This is a genomic window from Sphingobium sp. (assembly GCF_003248505.1).
Classification (GTDB): domain Bacteria; phylum Pseudomonadota; class Alphaproteobacteria; order Sphingomonadales; family Sphingomonadaceae; genus Sphingobium.
Map to the genome: position 1 here is coordinate 16,134 of NZ_QFOA01000001.1, position 24,811 is coordinate 40,944.

20 protein-coding genes and 1 pseudogene are annotated in these 24,811 nt (G+C 67.0%); 12 read left to right on the plus strand and 9 right to left on the minus strand.

All coding sequences use genetic code 11. The features are described 5' to 3' along the window. Positions 1 to 24: 24 nt before the first annotated feature. Positions 25 to 1,191, plus strand: a complete 1,167-nt coding sequence (locus DI606_RS00075) for a diguanylate cyclase (RefSeq protein ID WP_293978741.1) — start codon at positions 25 to 27, stop codon at positions 1,189 to 1,191. On the opposite strand, the gene DI606_RS00080 is transcribed toward DI606_RS00075, so the two are convergent. Further along, positions 1,188 to 1,859: a glutathione S-transferase family protein gene (locus DI606_RS00080; RefSeq protein WP_293978743.1), complete on the minus strand. Its 672-nt coding sequence runs from the start codon at positions 1,857 to 1,859 to the stop codon at positions 1,188 to 1,190. The two genes, DI606_RS00075 and DI606_RS00080, sit on opposite strands and share 4 nt — an antisense overlap. Positions 1,860 to 2,043: 184 nt before the next feature. Here DI606_RS00080 and acs point away from each other — a divergent pair, with 184 nt between their 5' ends. Next, positions 2,044 to 3,987 (plus strand): acetate--CoA ligase, encoded by a 1,944-nt coding sequence (gene acs, locus DI606_RS00085; protein ID WP_293978745.1) that lies wholly within the window; start codon positions 2,044 to 2,046, stop codon positions 3,985 to 3,987. A 27-nt stretch (positions 3,988 to 4,014) separates the two neighbouring features. Next, positions 4,015 to 4,527 carry a cytochrome b gene (locus DI606_RS00090; RefSeq protein ID WP_293978748.1) on the plus strand — a complete coding sequence of 171 codons (513 nt, stop codon included), beginning with the start codon at positions 4,015 to 4,017 and terminating at the stop codon, positions 4,525 to 4,527. 15 nt (positions 4,528 to 4,542) lie between these two features. On the opposite strand, the gene DI606_RS00095 is transcribed toward DI606_RS00090, so the two are convergent. Continuing rightward, on the minus strand, positions 4,543 to 5,751 hold the full coding sequence (locus tag DI606_RS00095) for a UbiH/UbiF/VisC/COQ6 family ubiquinone biosynthesis hydroxylase (RefSeq protein ID WP_293978750.1): 1,209 nt from the start codon (positions 5,749 to 5,751) through the stop codon (positions 4,543 to 4,545). Between the two features lie 173 nt (positions 5,752 to 5,924). Here DI606_RS00095 and DI606_RS00100 point away from each other — a divergent pair, with 173 nt between their 5' ends. Next, the gene (locus DI606_RS00100) at positions 5,925 to 7,220 is read left to right on the plus strand and encodes an isoprenylcysteine carboxylmethyltransferase family protein (RefSeq protein ID WP_293978752.1); all 1,296 of its coding nucleotides are present in this window, start codon (positions 5,925 to 5,927) and stop codon (positions 7,218 to 7,220) included. On the opposite strand, the gene DI606_RS00105 is transcribed toward DI606_RS00100, so the two are convergent. Further along, complete coding sequence (locus DI606_RS00105) at positions 7,221 to 8,594, minus strand: glutamate--cysteine ligase (protein ID WP_293978755.1); 1,374 nt, start codon at positions 8,592 to 8,594, stop codon at positions 7,221 to 7,223. Positions 8,595 to 8,719: 125 nt separating this feature from the next. Then, positions 8,720 to 9,466 carry a 16S rRNA (uracil(1498)-N(3))-methyltransferase gene (locus DI606_RS00110; protein ID WP_293978758.1) on the minus strand — a complete coding sequence of 249 codons (747 nt, stop codon included), beginning with the start codon at positions 9,464 to 9,466 and terminating at the stop codon, positions 8,720 to 8,722. A gap of 79 nt (positions 9,467 to 9,545) precedes the next feature. Between DI606_RS00110 and ubiA the strand changes: the two genes are divergently transcribed. Both ubiA and DI606_RS00120 read left to right on the plus strand, forming a co-directional pair. Continuing rightward, the gene (gene ubiA / locus DI606_RS00115) at positions 9,546 to 10,451 is read left to right on the plus strand and encodes a 4-hydroxybenzoate octaprenyltransferase (protein WP_293978761.1); all 906 of its coding nucleotides are present in this window, start codon (positions 9,546 to 9,548) and stop codon (positions 10,449 to 10,451) included. Continuing rightward, positions 10,448 to 11,901: pseudogene (locus DI606_RS00120) on the plus strand (phospholipase D-like domain-containing protein). Before ubiA ends, DI606_RS00120 begins: the two are co-directional and overlap by 4 nt. Here the strand turns inward: DI606_RS00120 and DI606_RS00125 are convergent. The 5 genes from DI606_RS00125 to DI606_RS00145 all read right to left on the minus strand — a co-directional run bounded on the left by DI606_RS00125 (position 11,898) and on the right by DI606_RS00145 (position 18,612). Next, on the minus strand, positions 11,898 to 13,019 hold the full coding sequence (locus tag DI606_RS00125; RefSeq protein ID WP_293978763.1) for a pyridoxal phosphate-dependent aminotransferase: 1,122 nt from the start codon (positions 13,017 to 13,019) through the stop codon (positions 11,898 to 11,900). The pseudogene DI606_RS00120 and the gene DI606_RS00125 sit on opposite strands and share 4 nt — an antisense overlap. 59 nt (positions 13,020 to 13,078) lie before the next feature. Then, positions 13,079 to 16,519 carry a chromosome segregation protein SMC gene (gene smc / locus DI606_RS00130; RefSeq protein WP_293978766.1) on the minus strand — a complete coding sequence of 1,147 codons (3,441 nt, stop codon included), beginning with the start codon at positions 16,517 to 16,519 and terminating at the stop codon, positions 13,079 to 13,081. A gap of 68 nt (positions 16,520 to 16,587) precedes the next feature. Next, the gene (locus DI606_RS00135) at positions 16,588 to 17,319 is read right to left on the minus strand and encodes a thioredoxin domain-containing protein (RefSeq protein ID WP_293978769.1); all 732 of its coding nucleotides are present in this window, start codon (positions 17,317 to 17,319) and stop codon (positions 16,588 to 16,590) included. Between the two features lie 40 nt (positions 17,320 to 17,359). After that, positions 17,360 to 18,028: a thioredoxin domain-containing protein gene (locus DI606_RS00140; protein WP_293978772.1), complete on the minus strand. Its 669-nt coding sequence runs from the start codon at positions 18,026 to 18,028 to the stop codon at positions 17,360 to 17,362. A 41-nt stretch (positions 18,029 to 18,069) separates the two neighbouring features. Beyond that, on the minus strand, positions 18,070 to 18,612 hold the full coding sequence (locus DI606_RS00145) for a DUF721 domain-containing protein (RefSeq protein WP_293978774.1): 543 nt from the start codon (positions 18,610 to 18,612) through the stop codon (positions 18,070 to 18,072). A gap of 26 nt (positions 18,613 to 18,638) precedes the next feature. Between DI606_RS00145 and mutY the strand changes: the two genes are divergently transcribed. The 6 genes from mutY to DI606_RS00175 all read left to right on the plus strand — a co-directional run bounded on the left by mutY (position 18,639) and on the right by DI606_RS00175 (position 24,770). Next, on the plus strand, positions 18,639 to 19,694 hold the full coding sequence (gene mutY, locus DI606_RS00150) for an A/G-specific adenine glycosylase (protein WP_293978777.1): 1,056 nt from the start codon (positions 18,639 to 18,641) through the stop codon (positions 19,692 to 19,694). Continuing rightward, complete coding sequence (nudC, locus tag DI606_RS00155) at positions 19,681 to 20,595, plus strand: NAD(+) diphosphatase (protein ID WP_293978780.1); 915 nt, start codon at positions 19,681 to 19,683, stop codon at positions 20,593 to 20,595. The genes mutY and nudC overlap by 14 nt, the downstream gene beginning before the upstream one ends. A 43-nt stretch (positions 20,596 to 20,638) precedes the next feature. Beyond that, positions 20,639 to 21,985 (plus strand): TldD/PmbA family protein, encoded by a 1,347-nt coding sequence (locus tag DI606_RS00160; RefSeq protein ID WP_293978783.1) that lies wholly within the window; start codon positions 20,639 to 20,641, stop codon positions 21,983 to 21,985. Continuing rightward, entirely contained in the window at positions 21,972 to 22,763 is a 792-nt protein-coding gene (locus tag DI606_RS00165) for a 3'(2'),5'-bisphosphate nucleotidase CysQ (protein ID WP_293978785.1), read from the plus strand. Before DI606_RS00160 ends, DI606_RS00165 begins: the two co-directional genes overlap by 14 nt. Positions 22,764 to 23,002: 239 nt before the next feature. After that, on the plus strand, positions 23,003 to 23,161 hold the full coding sequence (locus tag DI606_RS00170) for a hypothetical protein (protein ID WP_293978787.1): 159 nt from the start codon (positions 23,003 to 23,005) through the stop codon (positions 23,159 to 23,161). Between the two features lie 235 nt (positions 23,162 to 23,396). Then, positions 23,397 to 24,770, plus strand: a complete 1,374-nt coding sequence (locus tag DI606_RS00175) for a sugar transferase (protein ID WP_293978789.1) — start codon at positions 23,397 to 23,399, stop codon at positions 24,768 to 24,770. The last annotated feature ends 41 nt before the right edge of the window (positions 24,771 to 24,811 follow it).

The window sequence follows — 24,811 nt, forward strand, 5'->3', positions numbered from 1 at the left end:
CGGGTCGATGCCGTTATGATCGGCATGACTGGGGCACTCTCACCTTCCGCTGGCAGCCATCAGGGGCTGACCGATCGCCTAGCGCGCTGGGCAAAGGGCTTGTCGGGCCGTTCGGACGACGAAGACATGCCCGATGCGCAGGAGGCGCAGCGTCCGCGCGCAGGCACCGCGGCCAATCGCGAAGTCGTGCGCCGCCGCCAGCTTTACAGCGATATCGGCGATTTCCTCTTCGCCCACGACCTCGACCTGACGCCGGTCAATTTCAGCGTGGCGCTGGATTATCTGACCGGGGCCAATGTCGGGGTGGAGAAGGCGATCAAGGCAGTGCTGATGGAGCGCGGCAAGATCACCAACAGTTGGATCGAAACGCTGTCCGCCGATCAGCGGGCCGACGAAGTCACGCCCGAATCGTTGGCCTCGATGCTGGACAAGGTCGAGGAAAATCTCAGCCACTTCAGCGGCCTGATGCACGAATCGCGCAATTCGGCGAAGGATTACGGGGCCGCGCTTCAGGAGCAGGCCAAGGGCCTGTCCGACGATGGCGACAATGAGCCGGTGCTTGCCCGGCTCGTCGGACTGACCCGTTCGATGGTGGAAAAGACGCGGCAGGTCGAAAGCCAGCTGCGTGAGAACCAGAAGCAGACGCATGCGCTCAAGTCCAGCCTGGAAACCGCGCGCCGCGCCGCAGAGCATGACCATCTGACCGGTCTTCCCAACCGTCGCGCCTTCGAAGGCGTGCTGCGGGACGAACTGGTGCTGGCGCAAGAAAATGGCGAGCAGTTGTCGGTTGCCTTTTGCGACATCGATCATTTCAAGGTCATCAACGATACCCACGGTCACGATACCGGCGACCGCGTCCTCAAGTTCGTCGCCGGTCTTCTGTCCAAGGCGTCAGACGACCATTGCCATGTCGCGCGGCACGGGGGCGAGGAGTTCGTCATGCTATTCCGCGGCAAGAGCGCCGGCGAAACCTGCGAGGCGGTGGATCGGGTGCGTCAGGATCTTGCCGGGCGCAGCCTCGTCAACCGTTCCAACGGCGAGCGGATGGAACGGGTGAGCTTTTCGGCGGGCGTCGCCAACGTCCTTGCCTATGAGGACCCGCGTGCCGCGCTCAAGGCCGCCGACCGGGCTCTCTACCTCGCCAAGGAACATGGCCGCAACCGCGTCTACCTCGCGGCGGAAGCCGATTAGAAGTCGGGCTTCTCATAATGGGGCGGCGGGGTGATGACTTCCATTCGCTCCGACAGCAGAGGGCGGAAGGACGGACGTGACTTGAAGCCCGCATACCAGCGTTTGACCGGCTCATGCCCTGCCCAGTCGATGCCGCCCAGGTAATCCGCGACGGACAAGTGCGCCGCCGCCGCAATGTCGGCCAAGCTCAGGGTCGCGCCTGCCATCCAGCTGCGATGATCGAGCAGATAATCCATATAATCCATGTGGACATTGGCGCGCTTCATCGCCTCGCGCAGCACCCGCGCATCGGGCGGGGCGCGTTCGATCAGGCGCTTCTTCATCCGCTCGTGCAGCAGCGGGCCGACCACGTCGCCGTAGAAATTCTGGTCGAAGAAGGCGGTGAGCCGCCGCACTTCGGCCCGCGCCGTCGCCGCGCCGGAGATCAGCGGGAATTTTTCCACCGTCTCCTCGAAATATTCGCAGATGGCCTGGCTGTCGATCAATGTGACGCTCTTGTCCTGATCCACCATCACCGGGGTCGTTCCGGCAGGGTTGAGATCCAGAAACTCGTCCCGCTGCGCCCAGGGCGATTCGCGCACCAGGTCGTAGCCCACGCCCTTTTCTCCCAGAAGGAGTCGGACCTTGCGTGAAAAGGGACAGAGCGGGAATTGATAGAGCAGCCACATAGGCGTTTCCTGTTAGGCGTGCGCGCCCCTGTGGGGAAGCGGCAAAATGGGGGGCGGTTCCACTCGACGGCGTCTCCGTCCGTCGAAAGGATAGCGGCAAAAGGGGAAGCCCGCCCTTCCGATCCGGCGGCCGAGGCGATAGAGCGGCATCCAATGCGACAATAGCCCGTTGAAAGGATGCCGGATGCCTGACGATTTCTTCCCCGTGCCGAAAAACTGGGCGGAAGACGCCGTTTTCGACGAGGCGGGCCGCGCGGCGGATTACGAACGTTCGGTGGCGGAGCCGGAGGCCTATTGGCTGGAGCGGGCCAAGCGGCTGGACTGGATCGAGGCGCCGACCAAGGCCGACGAAAGCAGCTTCGACGAAACGGACTTCGGGGTGAAGTGGTTCGCGGACGGAACGCTCAACGTCAGCGCCAATTGCATCGATCGCCATCTCGCCGAACGTGGCGATCAGGTCGCGATCATCTGGGAACCCGATTCGCCCGATGCGGAGCCGCGCCGCTACACCTATCGCCAGCTGCACGAGGAAGTGTGCCGCTTTGCCAATGTGCTGAAAAAAGCCGGTGCGAAAAAGGGCGACCAGATCACCATCTACCTGCCGATGATTCCCGAAGCGGCCTTCGCCCTGCTCGCCTGCGCGCGCATCGGTGCGATCCATTCGGTGGTCTTCGGCGGCTTTTCCCCCGAGGCGCTGTGCGGGCGGTTGCAGGATTGCGATTCGACGTTGATCGTCACCGCCGACGAAGGACGCCGCGCGGGCAAGGCGGTGCCGCTCAAGGCCAATGTCGACGCTGCGTTGAAGGACTGCCCCGGAATCGAGACGGTGCTGGTGGTCAAGGCGACCGGCGGAGACGTCATCATGCAGGAAGGGCGCGACCGCTGGCTGCATGAGGAAATGGCGGATGTGGACGCCGATTGCCCGCCCGAGCCGGTGAACGCGGAGGACCCGCTGTTCATTCTCTACACGTCCGGCTCCACAGGAAAGCCCAAGGGCGTGCTGCATACGAGCGGCGGCTACCTGCTCTGGGCCAGCCTGACACATGAACTATGCTTCGACTACCAGCCCGGCAATGTCTGGTGGTGTGCCGCCGACATCGGATGGGTCACGGGGCACAGCTATATCGTCTATGGACCGCTGGCGAACGGGGCGACGACCCTGATGTATGAGGGCGTTCCCAACTGGCCGACGCCGAGCCGCATCTGGGAAGTGGTGGACCGGCATCAGGTGCACACGCTCTTTACCGCGCCGACCGCGCTGCGCGCGCTGATGAAGGAGGGGGATGGCTTCGTCCATGCGACCAGCCGCCAATCGCTCAAGCTGCTCGGCACCGTGGGTGAGCCGATCAACCCCGAAGCGTGGCGCTGGTATCATGGCGTGGTGGGCGAGGGCCGCTGCCCCATCATCGACACCTGGTGGCAGACGGAAACGGGCGGCGCGATGATCGCGCCGATGCCGGGCGCGACCGACCTCAAGCCGGGGTCGGCGACGTTGCCGATGCCAGGCGTCGTTCCGCAGATCGTCGATGCGGAAGGTCAGGTGCTGGAAGGCGCGACCGAGGGCAATCTCGTCATCGCGCGCAGCTGGCCCGGGCAAATGCGGACCGTATGGGGCGATCATGACCGCTTCTTCCAGACCTACTTCACCACTTACCGTGGCAAATACACGACCGGCGACGGCGCGCGCCGGGATGCGGACGGATATTACTGGATCACGGGCCGGGTCGACGATGTCATCAACGTGTCGGGGCACCGCATGGGCACCGCCGAGGTGGAAAGCGCGCTGGTATCGCACCGTGCGGTTGCGGAAGCCGCCGTGGTGGGCTTCCCCCATGACGTGAAAGGGCAGGGCATCTACGCCTATGTGACGCTCAACAACGGGCATGAGGGCGACGAAAGCCTGCGCAAGACGCTGGTTCAGTGGGTGCGCAGCGAGATCGGCCCCATCGCCACGCCCGATGCCATCCAGTTCACACCGGGCCTGCCCAAGACGCGGTCGGGTAAGATCATGCGCCGGATCCTCCGCAAGATCGCGGAGGGAGAGGTGTCGGCACAGGCGCTGGGTGACACCAGCACACTGGCCGAACCGGCGGTGGTGGACAATCTGGTCGCCAATCGTCAGGCTTAGGAGCGCTTTTTATAAAGGAGCATTGCCTTGAACCGATATACCGCCGTCGCCCGCTGGCTCCACTGGATCATGGCCGTCCTCATCGTCGCTAACATCGCACTGGGGCTGGGACATGACGCGTTGCCGCGCGACTGGGCGGTGATGCCGGTCCACAAGTCGATCGGCCTTACGGTGCTGGCGCTCGCGATCGTGCGGTTGCTGTGGCGGGCGACTCACCGCGCGCCCGATCTCCCCGCGCATATGTCGGGATGGGAGACGGCGGTGGCGAAGGGGACCCACGCGCTGTTCTACGGCTTCATGATCGTCGTGCCGCTCAGCGGGTGGATCATGGTGTCGGCTGGCACGCGGCCGTTGAACTGGTTCTTCCTGTTCGATGTGCCCAAGCTGCCGGTGGCGAAGGGCGACGCCATCGTCGGCCTTTCGGGCGAGGGGCATGAAGTGATGGGCATCGCCTGGGCGGTGCTGCTGGCGCTGCATGTCGCAGCGGCGCTGCGCCATCATTTCGTGCTGAAGGACGATGTATTGCGGCGGATGATCTGATCCGCCGCTAACGCCCTACACCATCTCGCCGACCAGCAGCTTGGGCAGCTTGCCCGACTGGCCGCGCGCTGCTGCCATGAAACGGTTCTTGAGCGGGGCGGTGCGCTGCACGGCGGCAAGGCCCGCACGCCGGACAAGCGAGGGGATCCGGCCCGGCACGTCGAACAGGCGGACGAGGCCGTCCATCGCGACGCTGGTCGTCAGCGCGTCCAGCCCGCGCCAGCGCTGGTAGCGGGCCAGCAGCTGCGCGTCCCCCGGATCGAGACCGAGGCGCATCCCCTCCACCAATACTTCGACCAGCGCGGCGACGTCGCGGAAGCCCAGGTTGAGACCCTGCCCCGCAATCGGGTGGATCGCATGGGCGCTGTCGCCCACCAGCGCGAGGCGCGTGTCGGTGATGCGGGCGGCATGGTGGAAGCCAAGAGGATAGGAGGAGCGCGGCCCGGCCAGACGGATATCGCCCAGAAAACTGCCGATCCGTTTCTGCGCTTCGGCAAGCCAGGCGCGTTCGGACAGCTTCAGCATCGCGGGCGCCTGATCGGTCGGGACGGTCCAAACGACCGCCGAACGCGTACCCGGCTGCATGGGAAGAAGCGCGAAGGGGCCGCCGACATAGAAGATTTCATAGGCCGTGTTGGCGTGGGGGATGTCATGGTCGATGGCGGTCACCATGGCGGTGTGCCTGTACTGCCAGCGGGTGGTACGGATGCCGGCGGCCTCGCGGGTAGGGCTGTTGCGTCCCTCGGCAGCGATGAGCAGCGCGCCGTGAAGCGTCGCGCCGGTTTCCAGCGTCAGGGTGACGCCATCGACGCCGCGATCGACATGGGTGGCGCGGTCGGGCTGAAAAATCTGGAGGTTTTCCGCGCCCTTCGCCGTTTCGGCCAAAGCGAGGCGCAGATCCCGGTTGGGGAACATCGTGCCCATGATACCGTCATCCGCGTCCGGTGCGAAATCGAGCGCGCCGGGTTCCAACCCGTCGCTGACCCAGATGCGGTCTATGGGGCAGCCCTTGCCGTCCAGATGCTCGGCGACGCCGATTGCCGACAGCATGGCGTAGCTGGTCGAACTGATGGCCGAGACGCGCCCGTCGAAACCGGGGGCGGTCTGCGCCAGCGGTTGCGCCGGGTCGATGACGGCAGTGCGCACCCCGTGGCGCGAAAGGGCGATGCCAAGGGTGAGGCCGACGAGCCCGGCACCCAGAATGACGACGTCGAAGCGTTCCATGGTCCCCATGTAGGCTGCCGGGGAGCGGTTGGGAAGTTGCCCGATGAAACAGCGAACGAGACAGTTGCACACATAGTTCGAAATAATAGTTAGTTAGCTAACGAACTATCCGGTTGCTGTCCTTGACATGGGCGGTTCACGCCTTGCTTACCAATTTCCGCTAGGGGGAAGTCATGAGCGCCGCCGATCCCTGCCCACCGTCTGCCGTCAGCCATGGCGTAGGGGTCGCGGGTCTGTTCGGACTGGCCGTGTGGGCGATGGTGGCACGGCGCTATGGCATGGACGGGCCGAATGCTGGCTTTGCCGCCGTCGTGGCCTGCGGACTGCCGATGGTGCTGTGGTCGCTATTGGTCGACCGGGTGCATCGCCGCGCATCTACGGGGATCGACTGGAACGCGCCTGCGCGGGCGTGGCGGGACGCGGCCGATACCGCACTGGTGAAGATCGCAGGACTGTGGGCGACATGGCTCGCCATCGCGATCTTCTATTGCATCGCGCGCTGGTACTGGAGCGGCAATTATCGTTTCGCCATGGACCTGTTCACCGCCGCCGCGCCCTGGCTGCTGGCCGCGTCCATCCCCTATATTCTCTGGATCGACCGGCGGCTGGTCGATCCGCGCGATGCGTCCTATCATTTCGGCCAGTGGGTGATCGGCGGTGCGGCGGGACAGCCCGACATGGCCCAAGTGGCGCACCATGCGCGGGCCTGGGCGGTGAAGGGCTTTTTTCTAGCCTTCATGGTGTCGATCGTGCCGGGCAATTTCGCGAGCGTCGTGAACTGGCGAATCGAGGACGCACTGGCGCATCCGGTGGCGCTGACCGGTTTCCTGATCGCGGTCATGTTCATGATCGACGTGTGCCTGGCGACAGTGGGCTACATCCTGACGTTCCGGCCGCTCGATTCGCATATCCGCACCGCCAACCCCTATCTGGAAGGCTGGGTGGCGGCGCTGATCTGCTACCCGCCTTTCGTCCTTATGGGCGGCGGCGGACCGCTCGACTATCATGCGGGGGGCCAGGAATGGGACGCATGGGTGCAGGGGATGCCCGTGCTGCCATGGCTGCTGGGCGGATGGCTGGTGCTGCTGACGGGCGTCTATGCGTGGGCGACGGTGGCGTTCGGGCTGCGTTTTTCCAACCTCACCCATCGCGGTATCCTGACGCACGGGCCCTATCGCTGGAGCAGGCATCCGGCCTATCTTTCGAAGAACCTGTTCTGGTGGTTTTCCTCGCTGCCGTTCCTGAGCGTCAGCGGATCGATCCCCGATATCGTGCGCAATTGCGCGCTGCTTGGCCTCACCAACGCCATCTATTACTGGCGCGCGAAGACGGAGGAGCGGCATTTGTCCGCCGATCCCGCCTATCGGGCCTATTGGGACTGGATGGAGCGCAACGGCCCGGTGCCGCGCCTGTTCGCCCGCATCACGGGCCGCCGACCGGCCACGGCGCTGCCGCAGCCGGCGGAGTGATCAGAAGCTTTCTTCCGCATAGACCCGGTCGATGTCGCCGCCCCATTCGCCGTGATAGCGTTCGAGGAGACGTTCGGCGTTGGTCTTGCCGGATGCGACCACTTCTTCGAGGAAGCCGAGGTAGCCGGTTTCATTGTCGCCCGACCCGTTGAGGCGCGCGCGCGAGGAAAGCCCCGAACGGGCGATGTCGAGCACTTCGCGGGCGATGTCGCGCAGCTTGCGCCCGCCGCCGATGGGCGCGTCGAGGCCGAGCCGGGGGACCGAATCGCGCAGCACCTGCCGTTCCTCCATGCTCCAGTCCTTCACCACGTCCCACGCCGCATCGAGCGCGCCCTGATCGTAGAGAAGGCCGACCCAGAGGGCAGGCAGCGCACAGATACGGTTCCACGGGCCGCCGTCAGCGCCGCGCATTTCGAGGAAGCTCTTCATCCGCACTTCGGGGAAGGCGGTGGAGAGATGATCCTCCCAGTCCTTTTCCGTGGGCTTTTCCCCCGGCAGCACCGACAGCCTGCCGTCGAGGAAGTCGCGGAAGCTGAGCCCCGCAGCATCGATATAGCGACCGTCGCGGTAGACGAAATACATCGGCACATCGAGGGCATAGTCGGCATAGCGTTCATAGCCGAACCCATCCTCGAACACGAAAGGCAACATGCCCGTGCGATGCGGGTCGGTGTCCGACCAGATATGGCTGCGGTAGGAGAGGAAGCCGTTGGGCTTCCCGTCGGTGAAGGGGGAGTTGGCGAAGAGTGCGGTCGCCAGCGGCTGAAGCGCCAGGCTGACGCGGAACTTCTGCGCCATGTCCGCTTCGCTGCCATAGTCGAGGTTGGTCTGGATGGTGCAGGTGCGCAGCATCATGTCTAGGCCGAGGCTGCCGACGCGCGGCATGTGGCGCAGCATGATCTCATACCGGCCCTTGGGCATGATGGGGAGATCGGCGCGCGCCTTGTCCGGCCACATGCCAAGGCCAAGGAAACCCAGGCCCAGCATGTCGCCGACATATTTCACCTGCTCCAGATGCCGCCCGGTTTCCGCACAGGTCAGGTGCAGATTGTCGAGCGGCGCGCCCGACAGTTCGAGCTGCCCCGCCGGTTCGAGGCTGATCGTGCCGTCGCTCCCCGACAGGGCGATGATATTCTCCCCCTCGAACACCGGGTTCCAGCCATAGCGGGTGAGGCCGATCAGCAGCGTATGGATGCCGCCCTTTTCCTCATAGGCCGGCGCATGGTGATCCTTGCGGGCGTAGACGAATTTCTCATGCTCGGTGCCGATGCGCCAACGGTCCCTGGGCTTTTCACCCTTGGCAAAAGCGGCGATCAGCTGATCGCGGCTTTCGATGACGGGATCATGATCCCCCGAGTCGGTTCTGGTGCTCATCGCCCGCCCTTAGTCCTTCCCCCCGGCACGTCAAACAGGACGCGCGGCGCTCAGTTAGGTTGCGCCGGTGCTCAATGCAATAACATGGCGAAATGAAACTGTTTTGATCGGCATATGGCCGCAGGTCAGGACCAGTCGCCATTGATCGCCATCCACGCGGCGGTGGCGGCGATGGCAGCGGTTTCAGCGCGCAGGATGCGGGGTCCGAGCGAAACGGGGACCGCGCCCGGTGCAGCGCGAATCGCGGCGCGTTCGGCAGGATCGAAGCCGCCCTCCGGCCCCACGAGGAAAGCGGCGGGGCCGGGATGGGCGCGCAAGGCCTGTTCGAGCGGCGCACCGCCGGTTTCGTCGGCGAAGAAGAGGTTGCGGCCTGTCGGCCAGTCGCGCAGCAGCGCCTCGAGCTTCACCATGTCGGCCAGTTCCGGCAAGGCGGTGCGCCCGCATTGCTCCGCCGCCTCCACCAGATGGGCGTGCAGCCGGTCGTAGTTGAGCTTGTCCACCACGGCGCGGCGGGTCAGCACCGGCTGGAGCCGCGCGACGCCCAGTTCGCAGGCCTTTTCGGCGATGAGGTCGATCCGGCCCTTCTTGACCGGCGCGCAGCAAAGCCAGAAATCGGGAACCTGTTCGGGCGGCTTGGTCTGGGCCACGCATTCGAGGACGAGGTCGCGCTTGCGAATGTCGCGTGCGCGCGCCGCCCATTCGCCCGACCGCCCGTCGAAAAGGAGGACGATGTCGTCCGCCTTCACCCGCATGACGCTGATGAGGTAATGGGCGGGATTGCCGTCGACCGGTACGGCGACTCCGTCTCCCAGCTGGGTTTCGACATGGAGGCGCGGGGCGCTTTGCGGCGGCCAGGCAGGGGTGGCGGTCATCGTCTCTCTTGGCTTGTCCATTGGCCGTTCTTCCCTAAAGAGGATCACGCCCGCTCGGCAAGCGGCGCAACGGAGTCGCATGAACCAAACGATCGTCCCTGACAGTGAAGCGCGCGGCCTGCTGGCGCGGTTGCCCGCAACGCCGCGCATTCTGGCGCAGCTGGCGCGGTTCGACCGGCCCATCGGCTGGTGGCTGCTGTTCTGGCCGGGGGCGTGGTCGGTCGCGCTGGCGGGCGGGGGTTTTGCGCGCTGGCCGCTGATCGCCTGGCTGCTGCTGGGCGCGGTCGCAATGCGCGGCGCGGGGTGCGTGTTTAACGACATCGTCGACCGCGACATCGACCGCAAGGTGGCGCGCACCGCCACCCGCCCCCTGGCGAGCGGAGCGATGGACGTGCGGACGGCGTGGGCATGGCTGCTGGCGCTGTGCCTCGTCGGCCTGGTCGTGCTGCTGCAACTGGACCTTTATGCGCAGGTCGTGGCACTGGGGAGCCTGGCGCTGGTTGCGGCCTATCCGTTCATGAAGCGGATCACCGGATGGCCGCAGGTCTGGCTCGGCCTCGTCTTTTCCTGGGCGGCGCTGGTGGGGTGGAGCGAAGTCGCAGGCGCGCTGACGCGGCCGGGGCTGTTGCTGTATGCCGGGACGATTTTCTGGGTGGTGGGCTATGACACCGTCTACGCGCTGCAGGACCGGGAGGACGATGCCCTGATCGGTATCGGGTCCAGCGCGCTTTCGATGGGGCGGCATGTGCGGGGCGGTGTGACGCTGTGCTACGCGATGGCGCTCCTTTTGTGGGCGGCGGCGATCTGGGACGTGCGGGGGCAATGGCTCGCGCTCGTCGCGTTGCTGCCGATGGCGGCGCATCTGCTGTGGCAGGTCGCGACATTGAAGGAGGACGGTATCGATCCGCTCGCCAAATTCCGTTCCAACCGATTCGCAGGGTTGCTGATGTTTCTCGCCTGCCTGACCGTGGGGAGCGCGGCATGAGCCTGACACCGGGCGTCGACTGCTGGCGTATCGCGCGCGCCGACAAGGCGAGCGTGATCATCGACGCGGACAATTATTTCCGCCACGCGCGCGCCGCGATGATGATGGCCCAGCGCCGCATCATGCTGGTCGGATGGGATTTCGACGCGGCGATCAGCCTTATCCGCGAGGACGAGGCCGACGACGGCGCGCCGGTGGTGATCGGCGACTTCATCACCTGGCTGGTCGACCGGCGGCCCGAACTGCAAATCTATCTTCTCCGCTGGGACGTGGGGGCGATGAAGTCGATGGTGCGCCCCACCAACCTGTTCACCACTTTGAAGTGGATGGCGCATCCGCGCGTGACGGTGAAGCTGGACAGCCATCATCCGCCCGCCGCGTCGCATCATCAGAAGATCGTGGTGATCGACGACTGTTTCGCTTTCTGCGGCGGGATCGACATGACCGGCGACCGGTGGGACACGCGCCACCATCGCGACGAGGACCCCGGTCGCCACCATCCCGACGGATCGCCCTACGGCCCCTGGCACGATGCGACCACGGCGCTGTCGGGACCGGTGGCCGCCGCACTGGGCGAACATGCGCGGATGCGCTGGAACGGGGCGGGCGGCGATACGCTGGAGCCTGTCACCGGTATCGAGGATTGCTGGCCGGGCAACCTGCCGGTGATGTTCGAGCAGGTCGATGTCGCCATCGCCCGCACCGCGCCACGGATGGACGATCAGGAAGAAACGACCGAGATCGAGCAACTCTATCTGCACCAGATCGCGGCGGCGAAGCGGCATATCTACGCCGAAAGCCAGTATTTCGCCTCCCGCCGGATCGCCGAGGCAATCGCCCAACGCCTGGCCGAACCGGACGGGCCGGACATCGTCATCGTCAACCCGCTCTTCGCCGATGGCTGGCTGGAGCAGCAGGCGATGGACACGGCGCGCGCGCGTCTGTTCGAAGCGCTGAAGAGCCGCGATCCGCATGGGCGCTTTCGCGTTATCACCCCTATACGCAGCGGGGCGCGCCGATCTACGTCCACGCCAAGATCCTGATCGTGGACGACCGGCTGATCCGGGTCGGGTCGTCCAACATGAACAATCGTTCGATGCGGCTCGATACCGAATGCGACGTGTGCATCGACACGGCCCTGCCCGCCAACGAAGGGCGGCAGGGTGAGATATTGCGCATCCGCAACGACCTGATCGCCGAACATCTCGACCTGCCGATCGAGCGGGTCGCGACCGTGCTGGCCGAACGGGGGCTGGTTGCGGGGATCGAGGAGATGCGGCAGAAGCGGGGGCGCACGTTGCGGCCCTATCGCACGCCCGATCTCAACACGGTGCAGGAATGGCTCGCCGACAACGAGGTGCTGGACCCCGAAGGCCCGGACGAGATGTTCGAGCCGGTGAACGAGCGCGGTCTTTTCCGGCGGATGAAGGGATGGTTCGGCCGCAGCTAAAGCCGCTGGAGCGCGTCGGCGATCCGTTCCACCGCGGCGGCGAAGCCGTCCGCCTGCTGGGTGAAACCGATCCGCATATGCGCGGGATGACCGAAGCAGTCGCCCGGCGCGAGCAACACGCCCGCCTGCGCCAAGGTCTCGCAAAAGGGGCGCGCGTCGGCGGTTTGCGTGAGCCAGGGGAAAGCGGTGGTCCCGCCCTGCGGACGTGCCCAGGCAAGGCGACCGTGCGATTCGGCGACGAGGGCGTCGAGCAATGCGATGTTGGCGTTTGCCACTGTTTCAAGGCGTGACAGGATCGCGCCGCGATGGCGCAGCGCGTGGGTTGCCAGCCGTTCCAGCAGCGGCGATCCGCTGACGGTGAAGTAACTGCGGGCGTCGACGATCCGCTCCCGCCGTGCGGCATCCCCATCGATCAGCCAGCCGGTACGCAAGCCGGGCAGCGACAGCGCTTTCGACAGGTCGCCGATGACGAGGACGTTGGGGATGCCGGCGGCGGACGGCTGATGCCCCCCGAAATAAAGCGGATGATAGACCTCGTCCACCAGCAGGGGGATGCCCCTTTCAGCCAATGTGGCGGCGAGCGTCTCGATCTCGGCGCGAGGCATGACCGCGCCGGAGGGATTGTGCGGCGTGTTGAGAATGACGAGGCGAGTGGCGTCGTCCACCTGCGCGAGGATGGCGTCGTCGCGCGCGGCGAAGCCGTCGGCGCGGTCGAGCCGGTAGGGGCGGCTGGCAAGGCCCCATCCCTGCGCCACGGCGGCATAGGCGGGGTAGCCCGGATCGGGCAGGACGATGTTCGCGCCCGGTTCCGCGACCAGGCAGAGGAGGACGGAGAGCGCTTCGGACGATCCGGTGGTGGCGGTGACGCTTTCGGGCGGGACGCCGTGGAAGTCGGCGATGGCTTCGCGCAAGCATGTGCTGCCCTGCGGCGGGGCATAGGCGAGCACCGTGTCGGCAAGATCGTCGGCGTTGCCGTGCGGAGGGTCGCCCAGCGCGGCGAGCTGCGCCAGGGTCCAGCGCGGGCCGGTGCTCGACGCGAGATTGTAGGCGATGGGCGGCGTCGCGAAATCATGGGCGGACAGCCAGTGGTCGAGCGTGAAGGGCGGAAGCTGGGTCATGGGCGCATCCTCCGCCCTGTGCAGAGGGCCGAAAAGGACCGGCTGCGCGCGACTGGACCCTATTCCGCCGCCAGCAGCGCTTCTGCGCTTTGCAGGTTGACCGACACGAGGCGGCTGACCCCTTGTTCGACCATGGTGACGCCGAACAAGCGGTGCATCCGCGCCATGCTGACGGCGTTGTGCGTGACGATCAGGTAGCGGGTGTTCGTCTGTGCCACCATGGCGTCGAGGAGATCGCAGAAACGCTCCACATTGGCGTCGTCCAACGGTGCGTCCACTTCGTCCAGCACGCAGATGGGCGCGGGGTTGGTGAGGAACAGGCCGAAGATGAGCGCGACGGCGGTCAGCGCCTGCTCCCCGCCCGACAGAAGAGTCAGCGCCGCGAGCTTCTTGCCCGGCGGCTGGGCCATGATTTCCAGCCCCGCTTCGAGCGGATCGTCGCTGTCGACCAGTTCCAGATGCGCCTGCCCACCGTTGAAGAGGGTGGTGAAGAGACGGCGGAAATGACCGTCGACCGCCTCGAACGCGGCAAGCAGGCGCTGGCGGCCTTCGCGGTTGAGGCTGCCGATCGATCCGCGCAGTTGGTGGATCGCGGTCGAAAGATCGGCGCTTTCGGCGCGGCTGGTCGCCTGCGTTGCCTCCAGCTCCTCCAGCTCCTGCGCGGCGACGAGGTTGACCGGGCCGATCCGCTCGCGTTCGATGACGAACCGGTCATGGTCGGTCTGTTCGGTCTGGGCGATGCGGATGTCGGCGCTCGCGAATCCGAGCTTTTCCTGGAGCATCGGAGGCGGACATTCGAAGCGTTCGCCCGACAGGCGGTTGGTTTCCAAGCGCCGTTCGTCGGCGGATTCGGCGCGGGCGGTGGCGGTAGCGCGGGCCTCCCGCGCGGCGGCCAGCGTTTCGCCCGCCTGCGCCGCGCGGGCTTCGGCGGCGCGCAGCTGGTCTTCGGCGTCCTGTTCGGCGCGGCGGGCGGCGTCCGCATCCTGCCCCAGGGTTGCGCCGCTGGCATCGAGGTCGGCGATCTGGCGCGCCAGTGCATCGGGCCGGTCGGCGAGCCTCCCCTGTTCGGCGGCGATATCGTCGGCGCGGCCCACCATCGCAGCGATGCGCCTGGCCGCTTCACCCGCGCGGGCGCGCCAGCCCTTGATCTCCGCTTCGGCGGCGGACTGCCGTTCCCGGTCGCCGGACAGCGCGCGGTCGGCGAGCGCCTGCTCCGCCTGCAACTGGCTGACGGCGGCGCGGGCCTTGTCGCGGGCGTGGGACAGGGCGGTGACGAGGGCGCTCGTGCCTTCGCCATCGGGGACGGCGGCACGCGCGGCTTGCGCCTTGTCCCATTCGGCGCGGGCCGCATCCTCGTCCCGGCGCGCGGCGACGAGGCGTTCTTCCACGCCCTCGCGTCGCCCGGCGAGACGTTCGAGCGCGGTAGTCGCTTCGTCCGCCGCGCGGATCGCGGTCCGCAGGCGCCGTTCCGCCTCGGTAAAGGCGGAGCGACCCTGCGCCAGAGCCTGCGCGGCGGCCTGCTCTCGCCCTTGCGCGTCCGCCCGCGCGAGCGTGGCGGCATCGACCTGCGCCTGCGCATCGGGGCGCGCGGCGGTCAGCGCGTCGAGTCGATTGAGCCGGATGAGCCGCTCCGCCGCCGCGGCGCCGCCTTCCAGCGCGACATAGCCGTCCCAACGGCGCATCTGCCCCGCGCGCGTCACCAGCCGCTGACCCACTGCGAGCGGCTGGCCGTCATCGCTGTCGGCGACCGCCACCTGCGCCAGACGCCGGGCCAGCTGTTCGGGGGCGTCGACATGGGCAGCCAGAGGCGTGGTGCCGTGAGGAAGGGCGGGGTCTTCGGGGCACGCGTCGGCGCCGCTCCAGCGCCGCTTGCCCTCGCTCGCCACCGGCGCTTCGAGATCGTCGCCCAGCGCAGCCGCAAGCGCCCGTTCGTAGCCCGGCGCGGCCTTCAGCCGGTCGAGCGCGCGCCCGGTGCCGCCGCCCGTTTCGGTGGCGCGGCGCAGGGCAGCGGCTTCGCTGTCGAGCGCGGCGAGCCCGGCCTGCGCAGCGGCGAGGCCGGTTTGCGCGGCGGCGCGTTCGTCGGCTGCCGCCTGCCGCTGCGTTTCGGCGGCGGCGATGCCTTCCTCGGCGGCGGCGCGGGCGGACTGCGCCTGCGTCTGCTGCATAAGTGCGGTATCGCGCTGTGCCTCCAGCGGGGCGGGGTCGGGCAGGGCACCCGCTTCGGCAGCGAGGCGGGCGACATCGCGCTGTGCCCGGTCGAGGCGACTGTGCGCGGCAGCCAGCGCAGCTTCGGCTACGCGCAGTTCGGCCTGCTCGGCGGCCTGCGTCGCCATCGCCTTCGCCAGCGCGACTTCGGCGTCACGCGCCCCGGCCTCTGCTTCGCCGATGCGGGCGGCGAAGGCGGGGCGGAGCTTTTCGGTATCGGCGACCCGGCCCTTGAGCGTCGCGACTTCGGCGGTGAGGCGGGCGATGGCGTCGGCGGCGTCGTTGGCAAGTGTGCCTTCGCGTGCCCTGTCTTCCTCCAGCCGCCCGGACTGTTGCATGAGGTCGGCGAGGCGGTGGACGACCGAATCGCGTTCGGTGCGCAGCGCAGCCAGGCGGTGGCCCGCTTCGCTGGCGGCATCGCGCGCGGCCTGCGCGGCGGCGCGGCGGTCGGCGAGGGTCGCGAGCGCGGCCTGCGCGGCAGCGGCGGCGTGGGTCTGCCCGGCCTGCGCGGCGGTGACGGCGGCGTCGGCCTGTCGCGCTTCGGCGCGGGCGGCTTCGGCACTGGCATGGGCTTCGCGCCAGCGGGCGAAGAGAGCGCGGCCCTCCGCCACGCGGATCTGGTCGGACAGGCGGATATAGCGTTCGGCCGCCCGGGCCTGCCGCCGCAGGGCCGCAGCCCGAGTGTCCATGTCGATCAGGATTTCGTCCAGCCGGGCGAGATTGGATTCGGCGGCGCGCAATTTCTGTTCGGCGTCCCTGCGGCGGACATGCAGCCCGGCGATGCCCGCCGCTTCCTCCAGCATCGCGCGGCGTTCCTGCGGGCGGGCGGCGATGACGGCGGCGATGCGCCCCTGGCTGACGAGCGCGGGGCTGTGTGGGCCGGTGGCGGCGTCGGCGAAGATCAGCGCCACGTCGCGCGCGCGCACGTCCCGTCCGTTGGCGCGATAGGCGCTGCCCGCGCCGCGCTCGATCCGGCGGGTGACTTCCAGTTCGCCGTCCGCGCCCACCTCCACCGCGGAAAACAGCTCGCCCTGCTCCTGCACCGTCAGCAGCGAAACTTCGGCGAAGTCGCGGCTGGGGCGCGAGGCGGTGCCCGCGAAGATCACATCCTCCATCCCCGCGCCGCGCATCGACCGCGCGCTCGATTCGCCCATGACCCAGCGAATCGCTTCCAGCAGGTTGGACTTGCCGCAGCCATTGGGGCCGACGATGCCGGTCAGGCCCGGTTCGATGCGCAATTCGGTCGCATCGACGAAGCTTTTGAAGCCGGAAAGTTTGAGCCGCTTTATCTGCACGGGGTCATGCCGGGGCGAAAGGCCGCCCCGGCCCCCTCATGTCCGCTGGGCCGCCCCCCGGCGCCCAATCAGAGACCCGCTTCCTTGAGCTTGGGCTGGAGCGATTTCCAGTTGGCGACATTGTCGACAAGAACGCCGTTGATGATGAAGCTGGGCGTGCCCTGAATGTTATACTGGCTGTTGGCCGTCTCCACGCCCTTCGCCAGCCGTTCGGCAGCAGCGGTGTCGGCAAGGCACTGTTTCGCCTGATCGGCGGAAATTCCGCGCTGCTGCGCATATTCGACCAGGCCCGCGATGTTGGCGATCGCGGCGAAGCGCTGAGCGGGGGGCATGGTTTCGACCGCCTTGAACGCCGCGTCCTTGCCCTGAACCTTGTCGAACATCGCGGTCTGGTTGGCGAAGAATTGTTCGGACAGCGGATAAAAGATGTCCTTGCCGCCGCAGCGGGCGAGGAGCGCGGTGGTAAGGTCGATGGGATCGCGCACATAGGTGCGGAATTCGAAGCTCATCTTGCCGGTGTCGACCAGCTTCCTGATCTCTTCCGACGCTTCGGCGGAGAAGTCCTTGCAGTGGCTGCAGGTGTAGGAGCCATATTCGATCAGCTTCACCTTGGCCGACGGATTGCCCATCAGAAACGTGCCGTCCTGCGTCGGCGAAACGGTTTGCGACCAGCTGGTGCCCGCAGGCGGGGGCACGGCGGCGATGGACGCGCCGGCGGGCTTGGCGCTGTCTTCCCCCTTACCGCAGGCGGCGAGCGAGAGGCTGAGCGACAGGGCGGCGAGAACGGGTAGGGCTTTCACGGGGGGCAGGCTCCGATGATGGTCTGAGGCGCGGTTTAGATCAGCGAGCGGGCGCGGGCAATGCGGCCTGAAGCTGTTCCCAGGTCGATCCTTTCACCAGCGTGCCGTTGACGACGAAGCCGGGGGTGCCGGTGATCTTCACCTTGTTCCATGCGTCGTCCGTCATGGCGAGCACCTGCTTCATCGCCTGCGGGCTGGCGACGCAGGCATTGAGCTGCTTTGCGGTATAGCCGCGCTTCGTCATGAGGGCGTAAAGCCCGGTCTTCTGCCCGATGGCCTGGAGCGCGGCGACCTGATCCGTCGGCTTGGCTTCGGTGGAAGCGTCATAAGCCTCGATCTGGGGCATCCATGCGTCCTGGTTGGCGAAGAGCGCTTCGTGATTGCCCATGAATTTGCCCGGACCGCCGCAGCGGGCGAGGAGCGCTGCGGTCAGGTCATATTTGTCGCGCACGGCATTGCGCACCTCGATGCCGACCTTGCCGCCCTTCACATAATCGGCCTTGAGCGGGGCTGAGCCGTCGCGCACGAAATGGGCACAGTGCGAACAGGTGTAGCTCACATATTCCGTCAGCTTCGTGGGGGCGGCGGGATTGCCCATATAATGGCCGCCTATGGGCGTCATGACGACACGGCCGACCCAGTTGGCGGCGGGCGCGGCAACCAGCGCCGCGGGAAGAGCGAGCAGGGCGAGGGAAAGAATTTTCTTCATGGGGCGTATTCCATTGGGCGGGGCGGCAGAACGGCCCCCGATCAGCCGATCTTGGGCAAACCGGTGGAATTGGCAAGGCCCTGCGCCAGCGATTCGAGCACGGCGCGCAATTCGGGGTCGCCGATGTCGCGCAGCGAATCGCCGAAGTCGACCGGGACGGGTTTGAGATTGCGGGGCGGGGGGCGGCGTTCGGCCTGCACCGGGCTGATGTCCCCCTGCCGCAACGCGACCTTTGCGACGGCGGCATAGCCGAAAAAGCGATTCACCCGTTCGACGAGGTCGGGCAGCATGTGCTGGATCATCGGGCCATGGCCGCTCATGACCGTCAGTTGCAGCGTGCCGCCTGCCTTCTTCCCCACCGGGAAGCGAATCGATTCGGGCGCGGAAATGGCGGCATATTGCGGTCCGGCAATCTCCGCCCAGCGCGTGACGATGCTCGATTGGACGAAGCCGAACTTGCGGAAGGCAGCGCGACCGATGTCGGGCATGAGGTCGGCGATGGCGCGCGGCGCGCCGACGCGCGGACGATCCTGCACCGGTGCGGCCTTCGTCTTGAGTCTGGGTGTGGCCGGGCGTTCCGTCATGGACCGCTTCATGGCATAGGGCCGCCATGCGCGTCGAGGGCACAGACAGAAAAATCGCAGGCGATCTGCTTGCTCATTACGATGTGCACGCGCGCCGCCTGCCCTGGCGCGCGCCGCCCGGCAGCAACGCCGCCGATCCCTATCGGGTGTGGCTGTCCGAGGTCATGCTTCAGCAGACGACGGTGGCGGCGGTCGGTCCCTATTTCGCGAAGTTCACTGCCCGCTGGCCCACCGTCGAGGCGCTGGCCGCCGCGGACGACGCCGACCTGATGGCGGCGTGGGCGGGGCTTGGCTATTACGCCCGCGCCCGCAACCTCCTTGCCTGCGCGCGAGCGGTGGCAGGCGCGCATGGCGGGCGCTTTCCCGATACCGAGGCGGGGCTGCGCGCGCTGCCGGGGGTGGGCGCCTATACCGCCGCCGCCGTCGCTTCCATCGCCTTCGGGCGGCGTGCGGTGGTGGTGGACGCCAATGTCGAGCGGGTGGTGGCGCGGCTCTTCGCGATCGCGACGCCGCTGCCTGCCGCCCGCGCCGAGATTCGCGCGGCGGCGGACCGGATCACGCCTGATGCGCGCGCAGGCGATTTCGCGCAGGCGATGATGGATCTGGGCGCAACGATCTGTACCCCGCGCAAGCCTGCCTGCGGCATATGCCCGCTGCGCGACGATTGCGCCGCCTTCGCCACCGCAGACCCCGCCGCCTTTCCGGTCAAGCCGCCCAAGAAAGCCAGGCCGCATCGCACGGGGCATGGCTGGTGGATGGAGCGGGACGGGCATGTCTGGCTGGTCCGCCGCCCGGACAAGGGAATGCTGGGCGGTATGCGGGCGCTGCCCAGTTCCGACTGGAGCGATATGCCCGATGCGACGCCGCCGATGGAGGGAGACTGGCGCACGATCGAGGCCCCGGTCGACCATGTGTTCACGCATTTCTCTCTGGCGCTGCGTGTCCACCATGCCCATGTGGATGGGCAGCCTGCGGGCGAGGGCGAATGGTGGCCGGTTGCGCGGATCGACGAGGCGGGCCTGCCGACGCTCTTCGCGCGGGCGGCGGATGCGGTAAGGAAGGATGGGGATGCACGGGACTGAAATGCGCGACCGGGTGCCGGGGTTCGTCGGCGGAACGGTGGACCGGGTCGACCATATCCGCACCAATCCCGCTCTGCTGCATGAAGCGTTCGCCGATCCTTCCGCCCGCCGTCTGGCGATGGACGGGCTGGAGCCGGTCGAGGCGGATGGCCATCTGGTGCTGGAGCCGCTGGAATATGGTGCGCATGTCGAAGAGCATGTGCTGCTGGGCGTCGATCGGCAGGCCCGGCCTATCTTCGCCCGGCTCGTCGGCGACCTCGGCGCCAATCTGGTGCCCACACCCCGCAGCCGCGCCATTGCGGGGCTGGTCCCGGCGGAGGAGGTGGCGATGTACGGCACGGCTCGCAGCCTGGTGCACTGGCACGCGCGGCATTCCTTCTGCCCCGTCTGCGGCGGGTCGACGCAGCCGGTGAAAGCGGGCTGGTCGCGGCGTTGCACGGCGTGCGGGGCGGAGCATTTCCCGCGTACCGACCCGGTCGTCATCATGCTGGCCGAACATCGCGGGCGCGTGCTGGTGGGACGGCAGCATGGCTGGCCGGAAGGGCGTTATTCCGCGCTGGCGGGCTTCGTCGAGCCGGGCGAGACGATCGAGGAAGCGGTCGCGCGCGAATTGCATGAGGAAGCGGGCGTGCGCGTGCGCGACGTGCGGTATGTGATGAGCCAGCCCTGGCCGTTTCCGTCGTCGCTGATGATGGCGTGCATAGGGCAGGCGGACGACGATGCGCTGACGCTCGACGCGAACGAGATCGAGCACGCTTTCTGGTGCGATACGGACGGCGTCCGCGCGGCGCTGGACGGGGCGGAAGGCGCGCCGTTCCTCGCGCCGCCGCCCATGGCGGTCGCCTGGCACCTGCTCGACCGCTGGCTGGCGGGCGTTGCCCCGTCCGTGCCGAGCGCGTAAGGCCGCCCCTTCCCATCCCGCCAAGAAGGACTATCTCCTCCCGATGCTCAGTCTAGAAGAAGCCCAGTCTCGCGCGCAGGATTTGGTCGGCGCTGCGCGCACGGCGGGGGCGGACGCGGCGGACGCCATTTATGCCTGCAACGCGTCGACCAACGTCGCGGTGCGGCTGGGCGCGCTGGAGGATGTCGATCGGTCGGAAGGCGAGGAGATCGGCCTGCGCGTCTTCATCGGCCAGCGGTCCGCCAGCATATCGGCGTCGGACATGAACCCGGCGACGCTGAATACGCTGGTCGAGCGCTGCATCGCGATGGCGCGCGAAGCGCCGGAAGATCTCTATGCCGGCCTCGCGCCCGAGGACAGGCTGCTGCACAGGCGTCCGCCCGCGCTCGACCTCACCGACGCGGAGGAGCCGGAACCGGTCGCGCTGCGCGAACGGGCGCTGGAGGCGGAGGATGCGGCACGGTCCGTTCCCGGCGTCACCAACAGCGAGGGCGGCGGCGCGTCGAGCGGGCGCAGCCAGATGGCGCTGGCGACCAGCCACGGTTTTGCCGGCGCCTATGCGGCGACCAGCCATTCGATCTGGGCCAGTGTGCTGGCGGGCGAGGGGTCGACCATGCAGCGCGATCACGCCAGCCACAGCGCACGGCACCTGATGGACCTCGACCACGCGGAGGCGGTCGGCACGCGTGCGGGCCAAAGGGCCGTGTCGCGTCTCAATCCCGTGCGGATCGAGAGCGGGGTCATGCCCGTGATCTTCGATCCCCGGATCGGCTCCAGCCTGATCGGCCATCTGGTGAGCGGCATCGTCGGTCCCGCGATCGCGCGCCGGTCGAGCTTCCTGCTCGACATGCTGGGCGAGGCGATCTTCGGCGAAGGCGTCACGATCGTCGACGATCCCCTGCGGCCGCGCGGTCTGCGATCCCGCCCGTTCGACGGCGAGGGGTTGCCGGTGGACCGGCGCGCGCTGATCGACCGGGGCGTGCTGACCGGTTGGCTGATGGAAAGCGCATCGGCACGGCAACTGGGGCTGGAGCCTACCGGCCATGCCAGCCGGGGCGGCAGCGGCGCGCCGGGCGTGAGCGTTACGAACGTGCATATGGAACCGGGCGAAGCGTCTCCGGGCGACCTGATGGCGGACGTGAAGCGCGGCCTCTATGTCACCGAACTCATCGGCATGGGCGTGAACGGCGTGACCGGCGATTACAGCCGGGGCGCGGCGGGCTTCCTTATCGAAAATGGCGCGGTGGCCCATGCGGTGTCGGAAATCACCATCGCCGGCAACCTCAAGGACATGTTCCGCTCGCTGGTGCCTGCCAGAGACCTTCATTTCCGTTACGCCATCAACGTGCCGACGATCCGCATCGACGGGATGACCGTTGCCGGGGGATGAAGCCTTCACCCGCGCGGTGGTATCGGCAGTCGCCGATGCGGCCGACCATGCGCTGACGCTGTGGGCGGGCGGCGAGACGCGCGTTCGCCAGTGGGAAAAGGTTCCGGGCCATCCGGTGTGCGAGGCCGACCTGTCGGTCGATGCGATGCTGCGGGAAAGGCTGGGCGCCATCGATCCTCAGGCGGGTTGGCTGTCGGAAGAAACGGCGGATACGGTTCATCGCCTGGGCGTGCCGCGCGTCTGGGTGGTCGACCCTATCGATGGCACCCGCGACTATCTGCGCGGACGACCCGGTTGGGCCGTTTCCGTGGCCTTGGTCGAGGACGGAGAAGTGCGGCTGGGCATCCTTGCCGCGCCCGCGCGCAATGAGTTGTGGATCGCGCAGGCAGGCACCGGGGCAAGCCGCAACGGGCGTGCGCTGCAAGCCGGGGATCGAAGCGTGTTGCCGGGCGCGCGGGTGCCCGCCGATCAGCTTCCCCGCCAGGATCGCGACCTGATGGCGGTGCACAAGCCCAACAGCATCGCGCTGCGCATGGCGATGGTGGCGGCGGACGAAGCCGATCTTGTGGCGACAGTGCGCTGGGGCAACGAGTGGGATGTCGCGGCGGCGGCGCTGATCTGCACCGAAGCGGGCGCGGCGGTGAGCGATGCATTGGGGCAGCCGATGCGGTTCAACCGACCGCAACCCACCGCCCTTGGCCTGTTATGCACGACGCCCGGCATTCACGCCGCCGCTGTCGAGCGCCTGCGTCCGCGAGTGGCCGAATTGATGGGTTGAACGACCGCTTGCGACGCGCTGGGAAGGCCTAGGTTCGCACATAACCGTCGCAATTTTTCCGCATGAACCGCGCCGGAACTCGGACAAGCGGTTTCGATTTCAGGGGATTTTCCGGTCCGAGCCTTTTTCGATGGGGAAAATCGATTAAATTGTCTTTTATTGAGACAGATTATGTGATGAAACATGTCGGCATCTCGATGCGTTGAAAATGAAATATATAAATTATGGAGTGGGTTGCGATGGAAGACAGGACGATTGCGTCCTTGGGAATGCGCTACACGCCAAGCTGGCAGCTGCCGGTCGATCCCGAGGTCATCCTGCATCATGCGTCTCGGTGGGTCGGTTATGCCTCTTTGACCGCGGCCTTTGCGGGATGCGCTTTTCTTGTGATGATGTGATCGACCGGTTCGGATGGCGCGGCGGAACGATTCCGCCGAAATTCCGACCGTGAAATTCGTCCGTTCGTCGCTTTAGGCGGCATCGGGCGATCCCGACCTGTTAGACTCCGGCGTGCGGCTCGTGCTAAGCGTGTCGCACAATCGGCTGCTGTGGCGAAAGCCGTTCGCACCGATCCGATGCCGCCCGCCAAGGGCGGTGCGGAAAAGACCGGGAACAGGGAAGGGACGATTGTCGGTGGATACGTGGCTTTCGGTCCGTACGCCGGGGCAGAGGTACAGGCGTCCTCTGTCCACCGAAGCGTTGAGGGTAGTCGTCTATCTGTCCCAGATGTCGTTCGACCTGGTGGCCGTCCTGATCGGATTTGGGCTTTCCGGGTTGATCCGTCATGGCGGCGTGGTGTTCGATCATACCGCGCTGATCAGCCTGCTGCCGATGTTCACGATCATCAGCTTCTATTCGGGCGCCTATTCCTACGAAGGCATCACGACGCGAGCGGGTATCAACCGCGTGCTGACGTCGCTGGCCATCGCGTTGTGCTTTTACGGCCTCGTCCGCTTCGCGATCAAGGAAGCGCCCGAACTGTCGCGGTCCTATATGTTCATGGGTGTGGCGATCGCGGCACTGCTGCTGACGATCCAGCGGGTCGTCTTGATGCGGATGGTGCGGGTGCGGCTCAGTTCGCGCTTCATGCGCCGGCTGCTGGTGATCGACGGGCAGCCCATTACGGTTCCCCATGGCTTCGATGTCATCGACGTCGCCGATCACGGCGTGACGGCCGATCCCAACGACCCCCATGCGCTCCATCATATCTCCAGCCTGCTGGTGGGGGCCGACCGCGTCGTCGTGTCCGCATCGGTGGAGCGACGCGAAAGCTGGTCGCTGTATCTCAAGGGGATCGGTTGCAACGGCGAACTGCTGCTGCCTGAAATCCATACCATCGGCCAGCTTCACGCGACCGACGGATCGACGCTGGTCGGCATTCCGGTGTCGAAGGGGCCGCTCGACATCCGCAGCCGGGTGCTCAAGCGTCTGTTCGACCTTGGCATCACCGTGCCTGCGATTATCGTCCTGACCCCGCTGCTGGCGATCATCGCCATGGCGGTCAAGCTCACCAGTCCCGGACCGATCCTGTTCCGGCAGCCGCGCATGGGACGCGGCAACCGGCTTTTCCACGTCTATAAATTCCGGTCGATGCGCGTCGAAACCACCGATGGGGCGGGCGCACGTTCGGCGTCGCGCGACGACGATCGCATCACCCCGCTGGGCCGCATCCTGCGCCGCACCAGCCTGGACGAGCTGCCGCAGCTCTTCAACGTGCTGGAGGGCGATATGAGTCTGGTCGGACCACGGCCCCATGCTCTCGGCTCGCTCGCGGGGGATCAGCTTTTCTGGCACATTGACCAGCGTTACTGGCTGCGCCACGCGATCAAGCCGGGCATCACCGGGCTGGCGCAGGTCAGGGGGTTTCGCGGGGCCACGGACCATCGCGACGACCTGATGCACCGGTTGCAGGCCGATCTGGAATATGTGTCCGACTGGACCATGACGGGCGACCTCGCCATCCTGATCCGCACGGCGCTGGTGGTAGTGCATAAGAACGCTTACTGACGGAGCGGCATTCATGGGCAGTTCACAGTCGAACCGCCTAG

Excerpts from the sequence above, each read along its gene's own strand:
- DI606_RS00075 (WP_293978741.1), top strand. The coding sequence starts at position 25 with ATGACTGGGGCACTCTCACCTTCCGCTGGCAGCCATCAGGGGCTGACC.
- DI606_RS00080 (WP_293978743.1), bottom strand. The coding sequence starts at position 1,859 with ATGTGGCTGCTCTATCAATTCCCGCTCTGTCCCTTTTCACGCAAGGTC.
- acs (WP_293978745.1), top strand. The coding sequence starts at position 2,044 with ATGCCTGACGATTTCTTCCCCGTGCCGAAAAACTGGGCGGAAGACGCC.
- DI606_RS00095 (WP_293978750.1), bottom strand. The coding sequence starts at position 5,751 with ATGGAACGCTTCGACGTCGTCATTCTGGGTGCCGGGCTCGTCGGCCTC.
- DI606_RS00100 (WP_293978752.1), top strand. The coding sequence starts at position 5,925 with ATGAGCGCCGCCGATCCCTGCCCACCGTCTGCCGTCAGCCATGGCGTA.
- DI606_RS00105 (WP_293978755.1), bottom strand. The coding sequence starts at position 8,594 with ATGAGCACCAGAACCGACTCGGGGGATCATGATCCCGTCATCGAAAGC.
- DI606_RS00110 (WP_293978758.1), bottom strand. The coding sequence starts at position 9,466 with ATGACCGCCACCCCTGCCTGGCCGCCGCAAAGCGCCCCGCGCCTCCAT.
- ubiA (WP_293978761.1), top strand. The coding sequence starts at position 9,546 with ATGAACCAAACGATCGTCCCTGACAGTGAAGCGCGCGGCCTGCTGGCG.
- DI606_RS00125 (WP_293978763.1), bottom strand. The coding sequence starts at position 13,019 with ATGACCCAGCTTCCGCCCTTCACGCTCGACCACTGGCTGTCCGCCCAT.
- DI606_RS00140 (WP_293978772.1), bottom strand. The coding sequence starts at position 18,028 with ATGAAGAAAATTCTTTCCCTCGCCCTGCTCGCTCTTCCCGCGGCGCTG.
- DI606_RS00145 (WP_293978774.1), bottom strand. The coding sequence starts at position 18,612 with ATGACGGAACGCCCGGCCACACCCAGACTCAAGACGAAGGCCGCACCG.
- mutY (WP_293978777.1), top strand. The coding sequence starts at position 18,639 with ATGCGCGTCGAGGGCACAGACAGAAAAATCGCAGGCGATCTGCTTGCT.
- nudC (WP_293978780.1), top strand. The coding sequence starts at position 19,681 with ATGCACGGGACTGAAATGCGCGACCGGGTGCCGGGGTTCGTCGGCGGA.
- DI606_RS00160 (WP_293978783.1), top strand. The coding sequence starts at position 20,639 with ATGCTCAGTCTAGAAGAAGCCCAGTCTCGCGCGCAGGATTTGGTCGGC.
- DI606_RS00170 (WP_293978787.1), top strand. The coding sequence starts at position 23,003 with ATGGAAGACAGGACGATTGCGTCCTTGGGAATGCGCTACACGCCAAGC.